Source organism: Paucilactobacillus kaifaensis (assembly GCF_005405145.1).
Taxonomy (GTDB): Bacteria; Bacillota; Bacilli; order Lactobacillales; family Lactobacillaceae; genus Paucilactobacillus; species Paucilactobacillus kaifaensis.
The window spans coordinates 19,892-40,190 of record NZ_BJDM01000016.1; the positions used below are offsets into that span (position 1 = coordinate 19,892).

The 20,299-nt window shown below is 38.0% G+C and carries 21 protein-coding genes; 18 read left to right on the top strand and 3 right to left on the bottom strand.

What is annotated here, in order from left to right:
- Positions 1-4: 4 nt before the first annotated feature.
- The 10 genes from FFM51_RS06855 to FFM51_RS06900 all read left to right on the top strand — a co-directional run bounded on the left by FFM51_RS06855 (position 5) and on the right by FFM51_RS06900 (position 9,420).
- Positions 5-382 carry an acetyl-CoA carboxylase biotin carboxyl carrier protein gene (locus FFM51_RS06855; RefSeq protein ID WP_137597893.1) on the top strand — a complete coding sequence of 126 codons (378 nt, stop codon included), beginning with the start codon at positions 5-7 and terminating at the stop codon, positions 380-382.
- Complete coding sequence (locus FFM51_RS06860; RefSeq protein WP_137597894.1) at positions 382-1,728, top strand: acetyl-CoA carboxylase biotin carboxylase subunit; 1,347 nt, start codon at positions 382-384, stop codon at positions 1,726-1,728. Before FFM51_RS06855 ends, FFM51_RS06860 begins: the two co-directional genes overlap by 1 nt.
- Positions 1,694-2,485: an acetyl-CoA carboxylase carboxyltransferase subunit beta gene (locus tag FFM51_RS06865; RefSeq protein WP_137597895.1), complete on the top strand. Its 792-nt coding sequence runs from the start codon at positions 1,694-1,696 to the stop codon at positions 2,483-2,485. Before FFM51_RS06860 ends, FFM51_RS06865 begins: the two co-directional genes overlap by 35 nt.
- Complete coding sequence (gene accA, locus FFM51_RS06870) at positions 2,485-3,234, top strand: carboxyltransferase subunit alpha (protein WP_223875908.1); 750 nt, start codon at positions 2,485-2,487, stop codon at positions 3,232-3,234. The genes FFM51_RS06865 and accA overlap by 1 nt, the downstream gene beginning before the upstream one ends.
- Positions 3,235-3,337: 103 nt before the next feature.
- Positions 3,338-4,285: an AEC family transporter gene (locus FFM51_RS06875; protein WP_137597897.1), complete on the top strand. Its 948-nt coding sequence runs from the start codon at positions 3,338-3,340 to the stop codon at positions 4,283-4,285.
- Positions 4,286-4,296: 11 nt separating this feature from the next.
- Entirely contained in the window at positions 4,297-5,268 is a 972-nt protein-coding gene (locus FFM51_RS06880) for a DMT family transporter (RefSeq protein WP_137597898.1), read from the top strand.
- 354 nt (positions 5,269-5,622) lie between these two features.
- Positions 5,623-6,453, top strand: a complete 831-nt coding sequence (locus FFM51_RS06885) for a LysM peptidoglycan-binding domain-containing C40 family peptidase (protein WP_137597899.1) — start codon at positions 5,623-5,625, stop codon at positions 6,451-6,453.
- A gap of 141 nt (positions 6,454-6,594) precedes the next feature.
- Positions 6,595-7,536 (top strand): serine hydrolase, encoded by a 942-nt coding sequence (locus FFM51_RS06890; protein ID WP_137597900.1) that lies wholly within the window; start codon positions 6,595-6,597, stop codon positions 7,534-7,536.
- Positions 7,537-7,605: 69 nt separating this feature from the next.
- Positions 7,606-8,277: a 2,3-bisphosphoglycerate-dependent phosphoglycerate mutase gene (locus FFM51_RS06895; protein ID WP_137597901.1), complete on the top strand. Its 672-nt coding sequence runs from the start codon at positions 7,606-7,608 to the stop codon at positions 8,275-8,277.
- 165 nt (positions 8,278-8,442) lie between these two features.
- Positions 8,443-9,420, top strand: a complete 978-nt coding sequence (locus FFM51_RS06900) for a ketopantoate reductase family protein (protein WP_137597902.1) — start codon at positions 8,443-8,445, stop codon at positions 9,418-9,420.
- A 94-nt stretch (positions 9,421-9,514) separates the two neighbouring features.
- On the opposite strand, the gene FFM51_RS06905 is transcribed toward FFM51_RS06900, so the two are convergent.
- From FFM51_RS06905 to FFM51_RS06915, 3 genes are all read right to left on the bottom strand, one after another.
- Complete coding sequence (locus tag FFM51_RS06905; RefSeq protein WP_137597903.1) at positions 9,515-10,846, bottom strand: C1 family peptidase; 1,332 nt, start codon at positions 10,844-10,846, stop codon at positions 9,515-9,517.
- A 141-nt stretch (positions 10,847-10,987) separates the two neighbouring features.
- A complete protein-coding gene (gene rpiA / locus FFM51_RS06910) occupies positions 10,988-11,671 on the bottom strand; it encodes a ribose-5-phosphate isomerase RpiA (protein ID WP_137597904.1) in 684 nt (227 codons plus the stop codon).
- 93 nt (positions 11,672-11,764) lie between these two features.
- Complete coding sequence (locus FFM51_RS06915) at positions 11,765-12,058, bottom strand: GNAT family N-acetyltransferase (protein WP_137597905.1); 294 nt, start codon at positions 12,056-12,058, stop codon at positions 11,765-11,767.
- A gap of 142 nt (positions 12,059-12,200) precedes the next feature.
- Here FFM51_RS06915 and FFM51_RS06920 point away from each other — a divergent pair, with 142 nt between their 5' ends.
- From FFM51_RS06920 to rbsD, 8 genes are all read left to right on the top strand, one after another.
- Positions 12,201-12,737 carry a dCTP deaminase/dUTPase family protein gene (locus FFM51_RS06920; RefSeq protein ID WP_137597906.1) on the top strand — a complete coding sequence of 179 codons (537 nt, stop codon included), beginning with the start codon at positions 12,201-12,203 and terminating at the stop codon, positions 12,735-12,737.
- A gap of 175 nt (positions 12,738-12,912) precedes the next feature.
- Positions 12,913-14,280 carry a DNA repair protein RadA gene (gene radA, locus FFM51_RS06925; protein WP_137597907.1) on the top strand — a complete coding sequence of 456 codons (1,368 nt, stop codon included), beginning with the start codon at positions 12,913-12,915 and terminating at the stop codon, positions 14,278-14,280.
- 21 nt (positions 14,281-14,301) lie between these two features.
- Positions 14,302-15,453, top strand: coding sequence for a PIN/TRAM domain-containing protein (locus tag FFM51_RS06930; protein WP_137597908.1), 1,152 nt, complete (start codon positions 14,302-14,304; stop codon positions 15,451-15,453).
- Between the two features lie 88 nt (positions 15,454-15,541).
- The gene (gltX, locus tag FFM51_RS06935) at positions 15,542-17,029 is read left to right on the top strand and encodes a glutamate--tRNA ligase (RefSeq protein WP_137597909.1); all 1,488 of its coding nucleotides are present in this window, start codon (positions 15,542-15,544) and stop codon (positions 17,027-17,029) included.
- A gap of 145 nt (positions 17,030-17,174) precedes the next feature.
- Entirely contained in the window at positions 17,175-18,584 is a 1,410-nt protein-coding gene (gene cysS / locus FFM51_RS06940) for a cysteine--tRNA ligase (RefSeq protein ID WP_137597910.1), read from the top strand.
- A 1-nt stretch (position 18,585) separates the two neighbouring features.
- Positions 18,586-19,005 (top strand): Mini-ribonuclease 3, encoded by a 420-nt coding sequence (locus tag FFM51_RS06945; RefSeq protein ID WP_137597911.1) that lies wholly within the window; start codon positions 18,586-18,588, stop codon positions 19,003-19,005.
- The gene (gene rlmB / locus FFM51_RS06950) at positions 18,989-19,744 is read left to right on the top strand and encodes a 23S rRNA (guanosine(2251)-2'-O)-methyltransferase RlmB (protein WP_137597912.1); all 756 of its coding nucleotides are present in this window, start codon (positions 18,989-18,991) and stop codon (positions 19,742-19,744) included. The genes FFM51_RS06945 and rlmB overlap by 17 nt, the downstream gene beginning before the upstream one ends.
- A gap of 149 nt (positions 19,745-19,893) precedes the next feature.
- Positions 19,894-20,289 (top strand): D-ribose pyranase, encoded by a 396-nt coding sequence (gene rbsD, locus FFM51_RS06955; RefSeq protein ID WP_137597913.1) that lies wholly within the window; start codon positions 19,894-19,896, stop codon positions 20,287-20,289.
- Positions 20,290-20,299 lie beyond the last annotated feature (10 nt).

Below are 20,299 nucleotides of genomic sequence, written 5' to 3' on the forward strand. Positions count from 1 at the left end.
AACTATGAACGATAAACAAATTAGAGCTTTAATTGATCAATTAGCTAAATATGATTTTATCCATGCCCAGATTAAAATTGATGATTTTGAGTTGAGTTTAGATCGTGACCAACTGGCTAGTGGATCAAATCAAACCGTTGAACAAGCAGTAAAAACAATTAATAGCCCCATGATCGGAGTTTTTCATGCTAATGAACAACCAATGAAAGTTGGTACATTGGTGACTGATAATACGGTTGTTGGGCAAATAGAAAGCATGAAGTTATTCAATGATGTTACTGCTTCGATCACTGGGAAAGTGGTTGCAATTTTATGCGATGATGGTGAAGCAGTACAGTTTGACCAGCCATTGTTTAAAGTGGCTCAAGGAGTGGCTGATTAATGTTTAAAAAAGTACTGATTGCTAATCGTGGTGAAGTTGCTTGTCGCATTATTCGGGCTTGTAGACAGCTTAATATTGCAACTGTGGCAGTGTATTCCACTGCAGATCGTGATGCTCTGTTTGTCCATCAGGCGGATGAAGCGTACTGTATTGGTCCCGCGAATGCTAAAAAATCGTATCTAAACCGTGAAGCAGTGTTGATGGCTGGAATTATTGCTAATGTAGATGCAATCCACCCGGGATATGGGTTTTTATCCGAAGATGCTTTGTTTGCCAAAATGTGTGCACAATGTGACATTACATGGTTGGGACCAACTGCTGACTTGATTGAGCTAATGGGTAATAAAGCCGCCGCACGCAAATTTGCGGCCAGTCGAGGAATTGCAATTATTCCGGGGACTTTTGTTTTAAACGACCTTGATCATGCAAAACAAGCAGCCAAAAAAATTGGATATCCACTGTTAATTAAGGCTAGTCAAGGCGGCGGTGGTAAAGGAATCCGGTTGGTAAATAATGTAGCTCAGTTACAGGCTCAACTTGCAATTGCGAGACAAGAAGCGGGTTCTTCGTTTGCTAATAATGAAATCTACCTAGAGAAAGTTTTACAAAGTGCGCGCCATATTGAAGTGCAAGTAATTGGAGATCAGGCCGGCAATATTCAAGTTTTAGGCGATCGAGACTGTACCTTACAAACTAGGCGCCAAAAAGTAATTGAAGAAAGTCCAGCAACTTTTATTACTCAAGCACAACGGCGAGAGTTAGTCCAAATGGTGCATCAACTATTAGATAACTGTAATTATCAAGGATTAGGCACAATTGAGTTTTTGTTTAACCAAGACCGATTTTATTTTTTGGAAATGAACACGCGCCTGCAAGTGGAACATGGTGTAACTGAAACAACAACCGGGCTTGATATTGTGTTGTTACAGTTACAATTAGCGGCCAATGACGCGCGATTACCAGATTATATTCCTAGCAATGAAGGTGTTGCAATTGAGTGCCGCCTAACTCTAACAACACCAACACAAGTTAATCAGTTGAAGATGTTTAATTTTCCAGCCACTATGCGGGTCGATACTGGCTATCAAGCAGGTGATTTTATTCCGCCTTTTTATGATTCACTGCTAGCAAAAATGATTGTTAGTGCGCCTACTAGAAGTAAAGCAATTAATAAAATGAATTCTGCCTTGGCGCAAGTGCGTATTGATGGGGTTCAAAGTAACTTAAGCCAGCTACAAAGTATTATTGCTAGTGATTGGTATCAAAGTAATCAATTTCTTGTTACAACTTTAGATGCGAGGATAACTACTAATGAGTCAACAGCCAAAAAAGGGAACTTGGACTAAGTGTCCACAATGTGGCGCACATGTAAATCAACTAGAATGGGGCCAATATGAACAGTGCCCTCATTGTGGCTATTATTTACGGTTAAGTGCTGTCAAAAGAATTGAGATTGTGTGTGATGCAAATTCATTTGAACCTACAGTCAAAATTCCGACAAGTAAAAATGGATTGAATATTCCAGGTTACAGTGAAAAGTTAGTTGCTAGTCAGCAAAAAAGTGGCTTGAACGAAGCAATCTTGGCTGGACAGGCAGAAATTAATCAAATTCCAGTAATGATTGGTGTGATGGACAGCCATTTTATGATGGGAACTTTGAACACGATTGTTGGAAAAGTTATTCGAGAGATGTATCTGATAGCTGCTCGTAAACAGTTACCACTCGTTTTATTTATTGCTTCTGGTGGTGCCAGAATGCAAGAAGGAATCTTTTCATTGCTACAAATGAACACTGTTTTAGCTGCGAAACGAAAGTTTGATCAGACTGAACAAGTTGCAATTAGTGTCCTAACCGATCCAACGATGGGGGGAGTATCAGCTAGTTTTGCATTTAAAAATGATATTGTTGTGGCCGAGAAAAATGCTCAAATAGGATTTGCTGGACAGCGAGTAATCAAAGCCACTTCTACACAGCCATTACCAAAAGAGTTTCAAAAAGCAGAGGATTTACTTAGCCATGGATTGGTAGACGGTGTTTTAGATCGTCAAGACATGAAAACTTATTTAGGAACAATTTTGAAGTTACATCAGAGGAGTAAATGATGTTAAAACAGCAGTTACAACAAATTAGAAATCAGGATCGAATTAGTAGCCAAGCAGTACTTAGTTATTTATTTACTGATTTTATTGAATTACATGGTGATCGAGTACTCGGTGATGACGGTACTTTAACCGGTGGAATAGCCTTCTTGGAGGGCCTCCCTGTAACGGTTTTAGCAGTTAATAGAAGGACAATTACGCTTAGTAAAGAGATAGTTAATGGGGGCATGGTTACAGTCAGTGGGTACAAAAAAGCCCACCGTTTAATTCAGGCTGCGCAACGATTTGATCGCCCGGTTATCAGTTTGATTGATATGCCAGGTGCAGATGCGAGTGTTTATTCTGAGCAGCACGGCCAAAGTCAGGCTATTGCAGATGTGATCGCAGATATGGGCGAGTTGACTAGCCCTAATATAGCTATTTTCCTCGGAGAAGGTCATAGTGGTGGCGCATTAGCATTCGCAAATAGTAATCGAATTTTGATGTTGGAGCAGGCATTATTTTCAGTTGCGTCACCAGAAGCAGTAAGCGCCATTGTCACCGGTGATGATCTCAACCAATACTTGCCTATGACAGCGTCAGCACTGGCTGAAGTCGGGTTGGTTGATGATATAATCAAGGAAGATCAAAATGTGTTACAAAATATAAAGTCAGCATTATTACGTCAATTAACACCACTTCAAAAAGAAGCTGGTAGTGAACTTATTGAGTTACGACAACATAAATTTTTGAAAGTGCTTGATCTGTTTTAGTTTTTTTATTTAAAAAATGAAATCGCTATCATTAATTATTGCGTTATTGGCCGTGTATTGGTGTGCTATAATCGAATCATTACATATTTTGGAGGCCAGATTAATGGGTGTTTTTTTATCTAGTGTTTCCGGTGTTTTCATCATTTTGGTTATGGTTGCGATTGGATACATATTGACAGAGCGAGGGTGGTTTGATGAAAGTTCATCAAAGCTAATTTCGCGCTTAGTCACACAAATTGCTCTTCCTGCATACATGATTACTACAATTATGCATGATTTTACAGCAAATGAATTGAAAACATTATTACCGGATTTACGCTACCCCGTGATTTCAATGTTGATCTTATTTGCATTTTCGTTTGCAGTCATTCGAGTATTAAGAATTAAGCAGTCGCATGCAGGCTTATTTTCATCAATGTTTTTTAATTCTAATACTGTGTTTGTTGGATTACCGATTAACTTAGCACTTTTTGGTGATCGTTCGCTCCCGTATGTTTTGGTTTATTACATGGCAAATACTACTTTTTTTTGGACTTTAGGGGTCTGGTTGATTCAACGAGATGGAATGGGTAGTGCCAAAATTAACTTATGGGTAACGCTGAAAAAAGTCTTTTCACCACCATTACTCGGATTTATTGTCGGGGTTTTGTTAGTAATGTTTCATGTCACATTACCCAAGTTCTTAATGAGTGACTTAAGTTATATCGGAGGCTTAACAATACCGTTGTCGATGTTTTTTATCGGAATTGCGGTTTCCAATGCTGGACTGTCACGAATGCGGATAGATGTTGATGCACTGGGGATTTTACTAGGTCGGTTTCTCTTCTCGCCTTTTTTGATGGCGGTTTTGGTACTGCCAAGTGATATGCCAGTTTTGATGAAGCAAGTCTTTATTTTACAAGCGGCAATGCCGGTTATGACAAATGCGCCTGTTGTTTCGAAGTTGTACAATGCAGATGCTGATTACGCAGCTATTATGGTGACGGAAACGACATTAGTGAGTGTAGTCGTGATTCCAATTTTGATGGTAATTATTAAGGCATTAGTTTAAAGGAGTTTGGTTTGAAAAAAACAGGTTTATATATTTTATTTTCGACGGTTATGTTTAGTTTGATGGAAATTGTTTTGAAATCGACTGGAACTGCATTCAATCCAATTCAGATTAATTGGATTCGATTTTCGATTGGTGGTATCGTTTTATTGCCATTTGCGATTCAGTCATTAAGAATTCAAGGAATTATGTTGCGATGGTCTGATTTAAAATTGTTCGCCGTCACTGGTTTTATGTGTTTGTTGGTTAGCATGACATTGTTTCAGCTTGCGATTATGTATGACCAGGCGTCCACAGTTGCCGTTGTGTTTAGTGCCAACCCAGTTTTTGCACTCATCTTTTCATATATTATTTTACATGAGCGACTAGGACGTGCTAACTTAATTGCTGTAATTTTGTCGGTTATCGGGTTATTAGTAATTGTTAACCCGACGCACTTAAATAACGCCTTAGGACTAACGCTAGCAATTAGCTCAGCAATAACTTTTGGTCTATACAGTATTATTTCACGATATGGTTCAATTAAACGTGGATTTAATGGGATCGTGATGACATGTTTTACATTTATTATTGGGTCGATTGAATTGTACGTTATTATCCTGATTACTAAAATTAAAGTGGTAGCGAACGGGATGGACCAAGTTTCATGGTTACGCCAATTTAGTAATATTCCGCTGATGACTAATGTAAATGGTCATTTTTTCTGGACACTGTTTTTTATTGGTGTTTGCGTTACTGGTGGTGGCTTTGCATTTTACTTTTTAGCAATGGAGCGTTCTAACGTTTCAACTGCATCATTGGTGTTTTTCATCAAGCCAGGTTTAGCGCCAATATTGGCGGCTTTATTAATTGGTGATAAAATTGCGTTGACTACAGTCATTGGAATTATCATCATTATTGCGGGCTCAATTGTAACATTTATGGGTAATCAAAGACGTGAAACTGGTGGGCCGATGACCAAAAATATTGGTAAGAGCGTTTGAAAATAAGAGCATTCATCAGTAAATTAAAAAATTAATTTATTGGTGGATGCTTTTATAGTGTTATTGGTTGGATATTCAATTTTTGAATTTTTAAAAAAATAGGATAAAGAAATGAAAAATCATAGTTGTATCGAAAAAAAGCCAAAAAATTTATTAAATTTTAATTATTAAGAATACCTTAAGGACAAGGATTATACGAACTACTGAAATCTTTTTGTAACAATTGCAAAGATTTGTAATCTTAATGCTATTGGATTGCAACATCTAAGCGATACAATGACACTCGTAATTAAGACATACAAATTACATATTAAAGGCGAAATCAACTATACAAAACAAACTACAGGAGTGATTATGATTAAATCAGCAGCAAAGAAAACATTACTTGGTACATTAGGTGCAGCTAGTCTTTTAGTTGCCGGCACACAAGTTGCACATGCAGATACAGTTAAAGTTCAAAGTGGCGATACTGTTTGGGCTTATTCTCAAAAGTATCATGTCTCAATTGATTCAATTGTAAAGGCTAATAAGTTGGCTGATGCAAACTTAATCATTGCTGGACATGCTCTAAATATTCCTGGTGTTTCTACTAGCGATGCTAGTCAAACATCTACTGCAGCTTCTACAGCTACAACGTCAACAGCTACTTCAGCTGCTGCTCAAGCAACTACTCAAAGTAGTGCAGCAGCTAGTTCGGTTGCTTCATCAAGTGCTGTAAGTTCTAGCTCAGCTGCTACAAATGCGACAAGTACAGTTACAAGCACAACAGGTACTTCAAGTGCAAGCTCAAACCAACAAAATAATGACGCAGCGCAAGCACCATCAACTCAAACTTCAGCTGCTCGTGGTGCTGGTGTAGCAACTGCTTTAGCAATTGCTAACGGTAGCACACCATACGTATATGGTGGTAACGAATTATCTGGATTTGACTGTTCTGGTCTTGTTCAATATGCTTATGGTTTGAGTGCTCGTACTACAGTTCAACAAGCTAAATTAGGCGCTCATAACTATAACGTTCAAAATGCCCCTTATGGTGCATTGTTGTTCTGGGGTCCTGAAAGTGCGCCTTATCACGTTGCTATTTCACTTGGTAATGGTACTTACGTGGCTGCTCAAAACTCACAAAAGGGTATTGGTGTATTTAGCCAAACATACTGGAAGCCAAGCTTCTACATTAACTATTAATCTTAATTATTAAGTCCGCTTAGCGGGCTTTTTTTTTGCCTAAAATCAATTGAGCAATTCAATAAATTCATTTAAAAATCAGTTTTTAGTCAAATAAAGGTAGTTATAAATACATTTTTTTTGATTAAAGTAGATTTCATTATGAAAAATGAAAAGGTAAATTTTAATATTTTGAGATACGTTTTGATTGTCGTTTTGTCAATTGGATTACTTTTGTGCTGGGTGCAGCACTTCAAAAATAGTGCAACTGATGCTAAATCTGCTCAGGTTAATAACAGTGCAGTTGCCAAGAAACGTAAAATTATCAAAACAAACTTGACCAACTATTTAAATAGTGTCACGGATGATGGAACCGTGAGTGTGAGTTTTTATAGTTTGGGTGCAAAGACAGGCAGTACTGCTGCAAATAGTGAGTCAGCAGCACTTTATCAAAAAGGTAGTTTACAAGTCGAATCAAATGCCCATACTGCTCAAACAGCGGCTAGTACCTATAAACTGTTTATTACAGCATATTTAATGAAACAAAAAATGCAAGGTAATTTCACTTGGTCGTCCAGTAATGCAGATGGATTTTATCGAATGATTGTTAACAGTGAAAATGATTTTGCTGAAACGCAATTAGCGAGTTACGGTAAAACTGCTATTAATAGTTTCATTAGTGGTCAAGGGTGGTACTCACCTGTATTTCAAGATGGGATCGCTGCTCAAACAACAAGTTATAGTCTTCAATTATTGTTAGCGCAATTAGATGCAGGGACAGGTCCATTTAAAAATAGTAGTGATCGCGCAAAAATATTAAAATTGATGGGGAAACAGGTTTATCGAACTGGTATTCCTACTGGTGTTAACGAGGCTGATGCGGGAACCACCGTTACTGATAAGGTTGGTTTTTTGAATGATACTAATAATGATGCTGGAATAGTGACGCTCCCAAATGGTCAAAAATATATTTTGGTTATTATGACTCATGGTCACAATCAAAGTGGCTTTAGCGGTTTCCCCAAGATTGCTAAGATTGCTAAAACAGTTCAAACGATTGTGTACGGGCAAAACGCTGGTGAAAAAGTTCAGTCATATAATTGAGATGGAGGAGTTCCACCTGTCAAAGTGGTAAATTATGCGCTATGATAGTTACAGGCAGGGGGAAGATAAATGGTAACATTGGTAATTACGCGACATGGAGAGAGTCAGGCTAACCGAGATAATATTTTTACTGGATGGACTGATGTACCATTGACTGATAAGGGTATGTTGCAGGCTCAAACAGCGGCACTTAAGATTAGAAAACTGCAAATTTATTTTGCAGATGTGCATACATCGATGTTGCAACGAGCTATTTTAACTGCCAATATTATTTGCGATACAATTGGCCAATCATATATTCCGATTCATAAATCTTGGCGACTAAATGAACGACATTATGGTGCTTTGCGTGGCCACAATAAAGATACGATAAAGGCGCAATATGGCTCGGATCAAGTGGCAAAGTGGCGGCGTGGCTTTAATGCGTTACCACCTCAATTAAGTAATGCAGATCATGAGCGTAGATATGATCAAATCGGGGTAAAAATACCACTGAGTGAAAGTCTGAAAATGACACAAGCAAGATTGTTACCATATTGGAATGACCATATTGCACCACAACTGTTGAATGGTCAAAATCAACTAATAGTAGCTCATGGCAGTACACTGCGGGCACTAATCAAATATTTAGATCAAATCGCAGATGATCAAATTGATCAAGTTGAGGTAGCTAATGGAGAACCAATTGTGTATCAATTTGATCAAAAATTACAAGTGCTTAGTAAAACAAAGTTAGATTAAAATTCGATGATAATTAGATTTGACTTATCACATTTTTGAGATACAATTAACATATCTTGATAAGTAAGTGGTGAAGAGGTGAAACCAAGGTAACTCCTTCAAACCATTTGTTTGAAGGAGTTTTTGTCGAGAACACATAGAACAATAGAATAAGGAGAAATACATATGAAATTTACAGTAGTTGGTTCAGGTGCAATGGGTTTACGCTATGGTGTTTTATTGCAGGATGCAGGTAATGAGGTTGATTTTGTCGATCCGTGGGAACCACATGTGGAAAAAATGCGTGCACAGGGCGGAGTTTATGTTTCTCGTGATCACAAGGATCGCCATTTAGTACCAGTTAATGTCTTTTACCCAGAAGAATACACTGGTAATCCAGATTGTTATATTTTCTTTACCAAACAAATGCAGTTGGAGAATGTTTTAAAGCGTTGTGCACATTTTTTTAAACCACATCAGTATGCGTTAACTTGTATGAATGGTATGGGACATGTGGAAAAGTTATTAAATTATTTTGCTCCAGAAAAATTAGTCGCTGGTACAGCGTTAGTAGCCACAGTGTTAAATGGGCCTGGTGACGTTGACTTTATTGGTGCCCGTGGTGCGGGGTCCATGAATTTAGCCAATTATACTGAAAAGCCAGATGAATTCACCCATCAATTAGTGGCACAGTTAGAAAAAGCCCAGTTTAATCCTAATTTAACAACCAATTTTCGAGGTACTTTGTTAGCTAAAGTTGTGTTCAATTCGGTTGTTAACACCTTGTGTACTATGTTTGAGATGACAATGGGCGAGTATGCTGCTTATGAAGGTGCCGATGAAATGAGTCGCCAGCTAATTGATGAAGCCTACGATGCTTGCGAACGGGATGGTATTAAAATGATTAATACTCGTCAAGAAGAGTTAGATAGTGTTAATTATGTTAGCAAGGTAGCTAATCCATTACATTACCCTTCAATGTATCAAGATATGCATAATTATCGTCCAACCGAGGTCGATTATATCAATGGCTACCTGGTTAAATTAGGACGAAAGCATGGATATGAAGCTAAAACACACGCTTTTTTGACTCATGAGGTTCACTTGGCTGAGCTGCAAAAACAAAAGGAACTTAAGCAACAGCAAGTTAGCTCTGTAGCTTAAATTATGAAAAAAACAATTCAGCTCTTCATCTTATTACGAATGAAGGAACTGAATTGTTTTTTTGTTTTATTTAAAGATGATTATGCATTGATTTTTATGCCAGTGCGCCCATTGGGTCCCATGGCTTCAATAAGACAGGTTCTTGTGATTGAGCGGCCTGTAGTTCTGGTGACAAAAATTGTTTTTTAACCACGATTTGATAGCAAAATTCATTCATCCAGGCGTCACTCATAACAAAGTAGCCTTTGGTCCCAACCTTTGGTCCCCATGAATTTTCTACCTTCCATTTAGTGGGTTGACCATCAACTAAATCAACACCGGTTAAAACCATGGCATGAGTCATCATACTGTCACCATAATCTAGTCGTTGGGCCTTGTTCATCGAAAATGGAGTATCGAATAATGCTGCTTCATTATAGATATTCAGATCCATAATTCCTTTTTGCCGATCTGAACTTTGACCAACATCACAGCCAAACCAAACGCTTTCGCCAGCCTTTAACTGTTCAATAGCTAATTGTTTAAAATCAGCCATTGTTACATTCAAATGTTTGACTGCCCGACCGCCAACAACATTACCAAGCATGTCAATGGTATAAGTTTGATTATAAGGTTTATCAGTTGTTGGAGCATTAATAATAGAAACGTAGTCGTCTAAATTCCAGCCAATGTATTTTTTGAAAAATGATTGGGGAGTCAAATTGGCCTCACGATGATATGTTTTTTGTTCATCGCGATATTCAAAGTCAAATTTAACCGGTGGTTGACCAAAACTATATGTTAACATCCGGTAAATCGTGTTAAGCATATTCGTTCGGGTGTCATTAATTTCTTGCTCGCTAGCATTGTCTGCAACCAGCTGTCGTAAAACAACTGCGTCTTGCCGTAACTTACGATTTAGAGTGGTATTGATTTCATTTGATTTAGAACTATTGTACGTCTCAGGCATTGCTGATTGGGGAACTACACCGTACTTTTCAATTAAGGCACAGAGCATATCCCATTGGCCGCCATCTTGTTGTGGGGTTTCCATTAACCACGCGACCTCACGACTGCTAGTTGGCTGTTGCGCTGTTTTTAGCACATTTTCATAAAAATAATTAGCCTTTTCGAATTTATCCCAGAAGAAAGTATACGATTGCGATAATTCAAACTTTTTAAGACCAAATTTTTGAGCCATATCGTGGCGCATCGTATTTAACGCTGCAAACATCCAGCAGCGACCAGACTGTTTTTGGTTGGCGACATCGCCAGTGTCAAGATCGATTGAAAAGACTGGATCAGAATCACTAACGGCATGCCAGTCATAGCTACTAGCTAAAATTCCATTTTTGGTAACTGCACGTTCCAGCACAGATGAAGTTGGCTGTTCATGTAGATTTTGGTTAAATTGATCTAGTTGTTCACTTGTGATTTCATGACTCATTTACTCCACGCTCCCTTTTAATAATTAGTTTCTATTGTACTCGAAATTTTAATATCAGTAAATTAAAAGACAGCAACTAGCTATAATGAACAAAATACTCATTATATTTAGTTACTGCCATTGGCATTAGTTTATGGAATTTTAATCGCGAGCTTGCAAAATTTCTGGTCCGCTTTCCCGACCAACAATTACAGTGTTAACCATATCGAGGAAAAAGCCATGTTCAACCACACCGACCATTTTGATCAATTCATCGGCAAGTGCAAATGGATCGCCAATTCGCTCCAAATGTAAATCGATCACATAGTTCTTTTGATCGGTTAAAAATTTATTTCCATTCGTGAGTCGAAATTCAGGCTTGTATCCTCGTTTCTTAAGTTCGTCAAAAACATGTTGGCTACCAAACGGAATAACTTCAACAGGTAAGGGAAATGCACCTAACTGGTGTACCATTTTACTCTCGTCAACAATCCACATAATCTTATTGGAATTTGTAGCAACAATTTTTTCCCAAAGATGTGCGCCACCGCCACCTTTGATTCCTTGAAAGTTATCGTCAATTTCGTCAGCGCCATCAATAGTTAAATCAATGTGATCAACTTCGTCGATATCTTTAATTGTGATACCAAGGTCCTGCGCTTGTTTTGTTGTTCGCAGGGATGTAGTAACACCAACAATATTTAGCTTTTCATTTTGTACTCGTGCTCCCAGCGCATCGACCATGTAACGAACGGTCGATCCAGTTCCCAAACCAACGATCATTCCATCCTTGATATACTTAACAGCTTCTTGTCCCACTTGTTTTTTTAATTCATTTTGATCCATTTGTGATAACTCCATTTCTATTAATTGTAGAGTGCTAATTAAGCCGTTTAGCTCTGTGTATCTGGCTGCATTAGCACTTTTAAAATAAAAAGATTAAAATCGATCTTCTGGTGCTAATAACTGCTGATACTCTGGATGATTACCGAATTCTTTTTTTGCATATGGACATAATAATTTAGCGTGCAAGTGGTTGTCTGTGGCATACTTGACAAATTCAGCGACTAACTGGGCTGCCAACCCCTGCCCACGAGCAGCAGGACTAACGAATGTTCGTTCAACCACTACATCACTAGAACCTTGTTCAACTGCCGGAAAAACAATTTCACCCAGTAGTTCACCGTGTATATCTTCGGCATAAATGCGACCATCATCATATTGAAATTGCATGTCGTTTCCCCCGTTGCATTTTAATATCATCTAAATTTAACCGTTTTCAGCATTCTTTGTCAACTTACTTCGATAAACTAGTATTAAAACGCAGTGTCCTCCCTTATAATTAGAGAGTATGAAAGAAAAGGGGATGTTCAAAATGAATCGTGGGTTTGAAGTAGTTTCAAAAAAGGTAGATCAACAAATTAATTTACCATTGCGTCAAACAAAAAATGCGGCTGGTTATGATTTTGAGTGTGCTGAAGATTTTGTCTTACCGTCAATTTGGAAACTTAATTTTATCAAAATATTTAAGTTACTTCACCAAAAAAAGGCAATTTCTGAGGAAGAATTACTGCAAGCCGATGAGGTGTTGAAGCCTTTATTGGTACCAACCGGGATTAAGGCATATATGCAACCAAATGAATTTTTGCTACTAGCCAATCGGTCCAGCAATCCGTTGAAACGACGATTAGTGTTGCCTAACGGTGTTGGCGTTGTGGATGCAGATTATTATAACAATAGTGGCAACGAGGGTGAAATTTTTTTTCAATTACTTAATTTCGGTGTAACAGATGTGCATATTAAAAAAGGTGAACGAATTGGTCAAGGTATCTTTGTACCATTCCTAATCACTGATAATGAGACGTTACCACAAAATGAACGCAGTGGTGGTTTTGGCTCGACAAAAAAGTAAGCTTAAGATACGTTTACAATTATTGGTAAATCTAGAATTTACGGTGACTATGATACAATGATAAGGACTACTTTGAAATAGTCAAAAGTGTTTGAATTTGCATTAATTGGAATCTAAATATTATTCACTATAATTTGTCAATTATCACAATATTTCTATGTTTGGAGGTTAATAGATGGCAAAAGTAAAAACACAATTTGTTTGTCAGAATTGTGGCTATAGTTCACCGCGTTTTTTGGGTCGCTGTCCAAATTGTGGTGAGTGGAACACGCTAGTAGAAGAAAAAGTTCAATCTACTGCTGACCGAAAATCTCGTGTTAGTATGAGTGGCACGACCGTGAAACCAACTAAAATTAATGAAATTAAAATGGGTGAGACACCACGTGTTAAAACAAACCTAAAAGAGTTAAACCGCGTTTTGGGTGGGGGAATAGTGCCAGGATCACTAATTTTAATTGGTGGTGACCCCGGAATTGGTAAATCAACCCTTCTTTTACAAGTTTCAGGTCAGCTTAATCAAACTGGTGGCAAGGTCTTATATGTTTCTGGTGAAGAAAGTTCCACTCAAATTAAAATGCGTGCTGATAGATTGAATGTGACCGGCGATCAATTCTATGTTTATCCTGAAACTGATATGAGTAGTATTCGTCAGACCATTGAAGATTTAAAACCAGATTATGTGGTAATTGATTCGGTGCAAACGATGTCTGAGCCAGATATATCTTCTGCAATCGGTAGTGTGGCACAAATTAGAGAAGTCACTGCTGAATTAATGCAAATTGGGAAAACTAATAATATCACGATTTTTATTGTTGGTCATGTTACCAAGGGTGGCGCGATTGCAGGGCCTAAAATATTAGAACATATGGTTGATACAGTACTTTACTTTGAAGGTGACTTACATCATACGTATCGAATTTTACGGTCACAAAAAAATCGCTTCGGTTCAACTGATGAGTTGGGTATTTTTGAGATGCGCGAGGGCGGATTGACAGAGGTTGCTAATCCATCAGAGGTTTTTCTTGAAGAGCGATTGAAAGATGCAACTGGGTCTGCTGTGGTGGTTTCAATGGAAGGAACACGCCCAATCTTAGTCGAAATTCAGGCGTTAATTACACCAACTGTTTTTGGTAATGCACAGCGAACAGCTACTGGGCTTAATCGTAACCGTGTTTCCTTATTGATGGCAGTGCTAGAAAAGCGTGCTAATTTGATGTTGCAAAATCAAGATGCATATCTGAAAGCCGCCGGTGGGGTTAAATTAGATGAACCAGCAATTGATTTAGCTATTTCAGTTAGTATTGCTTCTAGCTATCGTGATAAGGGGACCCAGCCAACAGATGCTTTTGTCGGAGAGGTTGGTTTAACTGGTGAAATTCGTCGTGTTAATCGAATTGAACAAAGAGTGGGAGAAGCACAAAAACTTGGATTTAAGCGGATTTTTGTTCCTAAAAATAACCTACAGGGTTGGACGCCGCCTACTGGAATTACAGTGGTTGGGGTTGCAACTTTAGGGGAAGCACTCAAAAAGGCTTTGAATTAATTTTGAAAGGAGGATATTATAATGAGAAAACATATTATTAGAGGACTATTTGTACTACTTGGCGCTGCTTTAGGCTTTTATTATCTACCGCTGCTGTGGGAAGCAATTGGCTTTACGTTAACCGGGATTAGTTTATTATCTGTTGATTTATTAATTGGAGCACTTATATTTTTGCTATTATCCTATTTATTGGCTACTTCCGTTGAACGACTAGTGAATCGTACAGAGTCTTATTTAAGTAAACAGGGCCCGATTTATTTATTATTTGGAAGTTTATTAACAATTGTGGGGTTAGTACTGGCGGTGTTGCTATCGATCCCGCTGTGGAATTCACATATACCAGTACTTGATAATATTGTTCCTGTAATTTTAATGCTGATTTTTGGATACATGGGGTTTCGCTTAGGAACAACAAGACTTGATGATTGGCGGACATTATTTCAATTTCGGCGTCAAAATAAAGAGAGCCCAACTACTACTAACAGCGATGGTAGTTTACTAGCAAAACAGGATGAAAACTATCATCATTACAAGATATTGGATACCAATATCTTGATTGATGGACGAATTTACGACATTGTTAAAACTGGATTCATTGAGGGAACTTTATTAGTTCCTAATTTTGTGCTATATGAATTACAGTACATTGCTGATTCCAGCGATAGCATTAAACGAGTCCGTGGTCGTCGAGGACTTGATATTTTAAATAAGTTACAAAGTGAAAAAATCGTTCCAATTGAAATGTATGAAGGCGATTTTGATGATGTTCCTGAAGTCGATAGCAAGCTAATTCGGCTAGCTAAAGAGGTTGACGGAGTGATTGTTACTAATGACTACAACTTAAACAAGGTCATTCAGTTTCAAAATGTCCAAGTAATGAATATCAATGGGTTGGCTAAATCACTAAAACCACGAGTTATTCCAGGTGAAACTCTAAACGTGATGGTGGTTAAGAATGGTACTGAACGACAACAAGGGGTCGCTTATCTGGACGATGGCACAATGGTTGTCGTTGAAGACGGTCGTTACTATATGAACGAACATATTGACGTTGAGGTGACGAGTGCCTTACAAACAGATGCGGGGCGGATGATTTTTGCTCGGCCACTACATTCAACCAAGGGAATCAATGAGCACCATACATCAGGAAAAGAAAGTACTGATAATAAATAAGACAACCAACTTGGAATTGTCTTGCGATACTTGTACACTAGATGTATTGTGATTTATGATGGAATTTTGATGAAAGAGGCGTAAAGTTTTGGCAAAAAGTAATATTAGAGTGCGTTATGCACCTAGTCCAACGGGACATTTGCATATTGGAAATGCGCGAACCGCGTTATTTAACTATTTATTTGCTCGTCATAATAAGGGTAAGTTCATTATTCGGATTGAGGATACTGACACTAAACGAAATATCCAAGACGGTGAAAAAAGCCAGTTAGAAAATCTAAAGTGGTTAGGGTTAGACTGGGATGAGGGTCCTGATGTCGGCGGTGATTTTGGTCCTTATCGTCAATCTGAACGAAAAGATATTTATGTGAAATTGATTCAACAATTATTAGATGAAGGTTTGGCATATAAATCATATCGGACTGAAGAAGAACTAGAATCTGATCGTGAAGCACAAAAGGCTCGTAAAGAGATGCCTCATTATGTATATGAATATGCGGGTATGTCAGATGAGCAAATTGCACAAGCACAAAAAGAAGCTCAAGATAAGGGCATTGAACCGGTCGTTCGTTTTCGAGTGCCACAAGATCACACGTATACGTGGGATGATCTTGTTAAAGGTGAAATTTCGTTTGCGGCTGACACGATCGGTGGCGATTTTGTTATTCAAAAACGAGATGGAATGCCAACATATAACTTTGCTGTCGTAGTTGATGATCATCTGATGAAAATCAGTCATGTTTTTCGTGGAGATGACCATGTTGCTAACACACCAAAACAATTGATGATTTACGAGGCATTTGGCTGGGATGCACCTAAGTTTGGTCATATGAGTCTGATTATTAACACAGAAACTGGTAAAAAGTTAAGCAAGCGTGATGAGTCTGTATTGCAATTCATCGAACAGTATCGTGAATTGGGTTATTTACCGGATGCAATGTTAAACTTCATCGTTCTGTTGGGATGGTCACCGGTTGGAGAAGATGAGATTTTTACACGGCAAGAATTTATCAAAATGTATGATGAAACTCGGTTGAGTAAATCTCCAGCTTCATTTGATGGTAAAAAGTTGGAATGGATTAACAATCAGTATATGAAGAATGCTGATGAAGATGCTGTGTTTGACTTAGCATTGCCACAGCTAATTGAAGCTGGCCTGGTGGAAAAACAACCAGATGCTAAAACATTGGAGTGGACACGTAAATTAATTAGTATCTTCAAACGTGAGATTAGTTATGCACATGAAATTGTGCCGTTAACAAAGCCATTTTTCCATGGACCGGCTGAAATTAATGATGAAGCTAAGGAAGAATTACAGGCTGATACTGCATTAACAGTATTGCAAGAATTTCATGATCGAATTGAAAAACTTGATTATCTGAATACAGTTCAGATTTTAAAAACAATCAAGAGTATTCAAAAAGATACCAAAATTAAGGGTCGTAAGTTGTGGATGCCAATTCGAATTGCTGTGACACACGAAATGCATGGCCCAGAACTTCCTGAAAGTATTGAATTAATTGGGTACGAAAAGACGTTACAGAACTTGAGTGACATGATTAAAAAAATGAGCTAACTGATTGAAGGAAAAAAGAGGTTGAGAAAATTAGGTTTTCTCAACCTCTTTTGTTTGTAAATTAGCTAATAACATCTTAACGCCTGAGAGGGTGCTTTGTGGTAAACTTATATTATTCTATCCAACGTAAAGCGAGGTCGGACAAATGTTAAAAGTCTATAATACACTGACGCGTCAAAAAGAAATTTTTAAGTCGATTAAGCCTGGAGTTATCAACATGTATGTCTGTGGGCCAACGGTTTACAATTATATTCATATTGGTAATGCCCGCAGTGCCATTGCATTCGATACGATTCGCAGATACTTCGAATTTCGAGGCTATCAGGTTAATTACGTTTCTAATTTTACCGATGTTGACGATAAGATGATTAAAGCGGCGAATGAACAAGGGATTACGGTGCCTCAATTAGCCGATAAATTTATTGCTGCCTTTATGGAAGATACCCAGGCAATTAATATTGAACCGGCGACAAAACATCCTCGGGCTACCGAAAATATTTCAGAGATTATCTCATTTATTGAGGTTCTGATTGATAAGGGATACGCTTATGAATCTGACGGTGATGTATATTATCGTGCACGTAAATTTAAACATTATGGCGAGCTATCAGACCAAGCAATTGATGAATTAGAAGTTGGTGCTAGTCAACATGTTGATGATCAGGAATTCGATAAAAAAGAGGATCCAATTGACTTTGCATTGTGGAAAGCAGCTAAACCAAATGAAATTAAGTGGGAATCACCATGGGGTGCTGGACGACCAGGGTGGCATATTGAGTGTTCTGTTATGTCAACCAAGTATTTAGGTGATACGTTTGATATTCATGGTGGTGGGCAGGATCTCGAATTTCCCCATCATGAAAATGAAATCGCCCAAAGTGAGGCCAAGACTGGACAAAAGTTTGCCAATTACTGGTTGCATAATGGATTTGTCACGGTAGGTGATGATAACGAAAAAATGAGTAAGTCTTTAGGTAATTTTGTGACAGTCCACGACATTATTAAGCAACTTGACCCGCAAATTTTGCGTTTCTTAATGGCAACAACCCAGTATCGACGGCCAATCCAGTATAGTCAAAAAAATGTTACAGATGCAACTAATAATTTGCAGCATATCCAAACAGCGTTTACGAATTTAAATTATCGCCTACAAGATGCGGTTTCTGCTGATGAAAAAGAGGCTGAGCTGGTAGAAGTAGCTCAATTAAGAAATCGATTTGTGACTGCAATGGATGATGACTTCAATGCGCAAAATGCAATTACGGTTGTATATGAATTAGTTAAACTTATTAATGTCTATGCGCAAAAAAAACGTGTATTACGGGATACTTTGCAAACAATGTCGACGAGTTTGCAAGAGTTAGTTAGCATTTTCGGAATTCAGCTAACTACCGACAATTTAGACGATGCAAAGATTAAAGAATTAATTGATCAGCGTAATAATGCTCGTCGAAATAAAGATTTTCAATTAAGTGATCAAATCCGCGATGAATTAAAGGCACAGGGGATTATTTTAGAGGATACCCCACAAGGAACGCGTTATAGAAAGGATTAGCATGGCACAAATTGATTACCAACAAGTTAATGGAATTGCACTAGCCTATTTGGGGGATGCAGCCTACGAGGTTTACATTCGTGAACATTTGATTGATAAGGGGCTGACTAAACCAACCAAATTGCATCATTTGGCAACTCATTTTGTATCTGCCAAAGCACAGTCTGCACTAATTACATTAATGCAAGAAGATGACATCTTAACAGATGAAGAATGGGAATATTTTAAACGTGGACGTAATGCTAATAGTCATACCCATGCTAAGAATACTTCAGTATTAACCTATCGAATTTCAACTGGGTTTGAAGCGTTAATGGGGTACTTGAAACTAAGCCAGCAGAATCAGCGCCTTGAACAATTAGCAAATTGGTGTATTGAACAAGTGGAAGCAGGGAGAACAGAGTATGCAACCAGCAAATAATGAACTTGATTTTATCATTGGACGTCATCCAGCAGTTGAGGCTCTTAAATCAGAGCAAGAAATTAATAAAGTATTCTTGCAAGAAAGTTTAACATCAGATGCAATTAAGGAAATAGTCCAATTAGCTAAAAAACGTCGCCTAGTGATTTCTTCGGTACCTAAAAATAAGTTAGATCAAATGACAAATCGGCAAAATCACCAGGGAATTGTCTTAGCTGTCGCAGCCTTTCAATATGCTGAAATTGATGATTTATTTGATAATGCCAGTAAGCGGGGTGAAGAGCCGTTCTTTTTAATTTTGGATGAACTTGAAGATCCCCACAACTTGGGTTCAATTTTACGAACGGCAGATGCAGCCGGGGTGCACGGAATTATTATCCCTAAGAGAAGAGCAGTTGGATTGACTTCTGTGGTTGCTAAGACGTCTACTGGGGCAATTGAACATGTGCCTGTTGCAAGAGTAACTAATCTAGTGCAAACTGCTAAACAACTCCAGCAAAGGGGCGTTTGGTTGTTTGGAACGGACATGAATGGGACAGATTATCGTCGCTGGGATGCAAAAGGTGCGGTTGCTTTGGTGATTGGTAATGAAGGTAAGGGAATTTCTGCACTATTAAAAAAAACTGTTGATGAAATGTTAACAATTCCAATGGTGGGGCACGTACAAAGTCTGAATGCCAGTGTGGCGGCTAGCCTGTTAATTTATCAAGGATTCAATTCACGTAATCCGTTAAAGTAATTGTTCCAATAAAAATGGTCTAAGTGACCAGTTTTTTATCGAAATTATTGTAAGCCCTTTCAATTTGTGGTAAATTTATATTTACGGAGGGTGTTATACGTGTAGTAAAACGCTTTACTATCTTTTAAATAAGGAGGATTAAATTGTAAATGAAAAAAACAGCGGTAATTAATTCTGATCTATCAAGAGTAATTAGCCAAATGGGACATTTCGATACTTTAGCAATTGGCGATGCTGGCATGCCGGTTCCTGATGGAACTGAAAAAATAGATTTAGCGGTCAGTAAAAACTTGCCCAGTTTTATGGACGTACTAACCAATGTATTAAATGAGCTCGAAGTACAAGAAATTATTTTGGCGGAGGAAATCAAGACAGTTAATCCAACCCAGTTAACGGCGATTAAAAAATTAATGCCTGAGATTAAACTTTCATTTATTCCACATGAGCAGATGAAGCGTGATTTAGGTGATGCCAAAGCATTTGTTAGAACCGGTGAAATGTCGTCGTACTCGAACATCATTTTGGTAAGTGGTGTTACTTTTTAAACGTATCGGG

What these genes read in the sequence shown, in the direction of transcription:
- FFM51_RS06930 (WP_137597908.1), top strand. Translation starts at nt 14,302, where the DNA reads ATGAGAAAACATATTATTAGAGGACTATTTGTACTACTTGGCGCTGCT.
- FFM51_RS06885 (WP_137597899.1), top strand. Translation starts at nt 5,623, where the DNA reads ATGATTAAATCAGCAGCAAAGAAAACATTACTTGGTACATTAGGTGCA.
- FFM51_RS06875 (WP_137597897.1), top strand. Translation starts at nt 3,338, where the DNA reads ATGGGTGTTTTTTTATCTAGTGTTTCCGGTGTTTTCATCATTTTGGTT.
- FFM51_RS06865 (WP_137597895.1), top strand. Translation starts at nt 1,694, where the DNA reads ATGAGTCAACAGCCAAAAAAGGGAACTTGGACTAAGTGTCCACAATGT.
- rbsD (WP_137597913.1), top strand. Translation starts at nt 19,894, where the DNA reads ATGAAAAAAACAGCGGTAATTAATTCTGATCTATCAAGAGTAATTAGC.
- rlmB (WP_137597912.1), top strand. Translation starts at nt 18,989, where the DNA reads ATGCAACCAGCAAATAATGAACTTGATTTTATCATTGGACGTCATCCA.
- FFM51_RS06895 (WP_137597901.1), top strand. Translation starts at nt 7,606, where the DNA reads ATGGTAACATTGGTAATTACGCGACATGGAGAGAGTCAGGCTAACCGA.
- FFM51_RS06900 (WP_137597902.1), top strand. Translation starts at nt 8,443, where the DNA reads ATGAAATTTACAGTAGTTGGTTCAGGTGCAATGGGTTTACGCTATGGT.
- FFM51_RS06920 (WP_137597906.1), top strand. Translation starts at nt 12,201, where the DNA reads ATGAATCGTGGGTTTGAAGTAGTTTCAAAAAAGGTAGATCAACAAATT.
- rpiA (WP_137597904.1), bottom strand. Translation starts at nt 11,671, where the DNA reads ATGGATCAAAATGAATTAAAAAAACAAGTGGGACAAGAAGCTGTTAAG.
- cysS (WP_137597910.1), top strand. Translation starts at nt 17,175, where the DNA reads ATGTTAAAAGTCTATAATACACTGACGCGTCAAAAAGAAATTTTTAAG.
- accA (WP_223875908.1), top strand. Translation starts at nt 2,485, where the DNA reads ATGTTAAAACAGCAGTTACAACAAATTAGAAATCAGGATCGAATTAGT.
- FFM51_RS06945 (WP_137597911.1), top strand. Translation starts at nt 18,586, where the DNA reads ATGGCACAAATTGATTACCAACAAGTTAATGGAATTGCACTAGCCTAT.
- FFM51_RS06905 (WP_137597903.1), bottom strand. Translation starts at nt 10,846, where the DNA reads ATGAGTCATGAAATCACAAGTGAACAACTAGATCAATTTAACCAAAAT.
- FFM51_RS06855 (WP_137597893.1), top strand. Translation starts at nt 5, where the DNA reads ATGAACGATAAACAAATTAGAGCTTTAATTGATCAATTAGCTAAATAT.
- FFM51_RS06915 (WP_137597905.1), bottom strand. Translation starts at nt 12,058, where the DNA reads ATGCAATTTCAATATGATGATGGTCGCATTTATGCCGAAGATATACAC.
- FFM51_RS06860 (WP_137597894.1), top strand. Translation starts at nt 382, where the DNA reads ATGTTTAAAAAAGTACTGATTGCTAATCGTGGTGAAGTTGCTTGTCGC.
- FFM51_RS06890 (WP_137597900.1), top strand. Translation starts at nt 6,595, where the DNA reads ATGAAAAATGAAAAGGTAAATTTTAATATTTTGAGATACGTTTTGATT.
- radA (WP_137597907.1), top strand. Translation starts at nt 12,913, where the DNA reads ATGGCAAAAGTAAAAACACAATTTGTTTGTCAGAATTGTGGCTATAGT.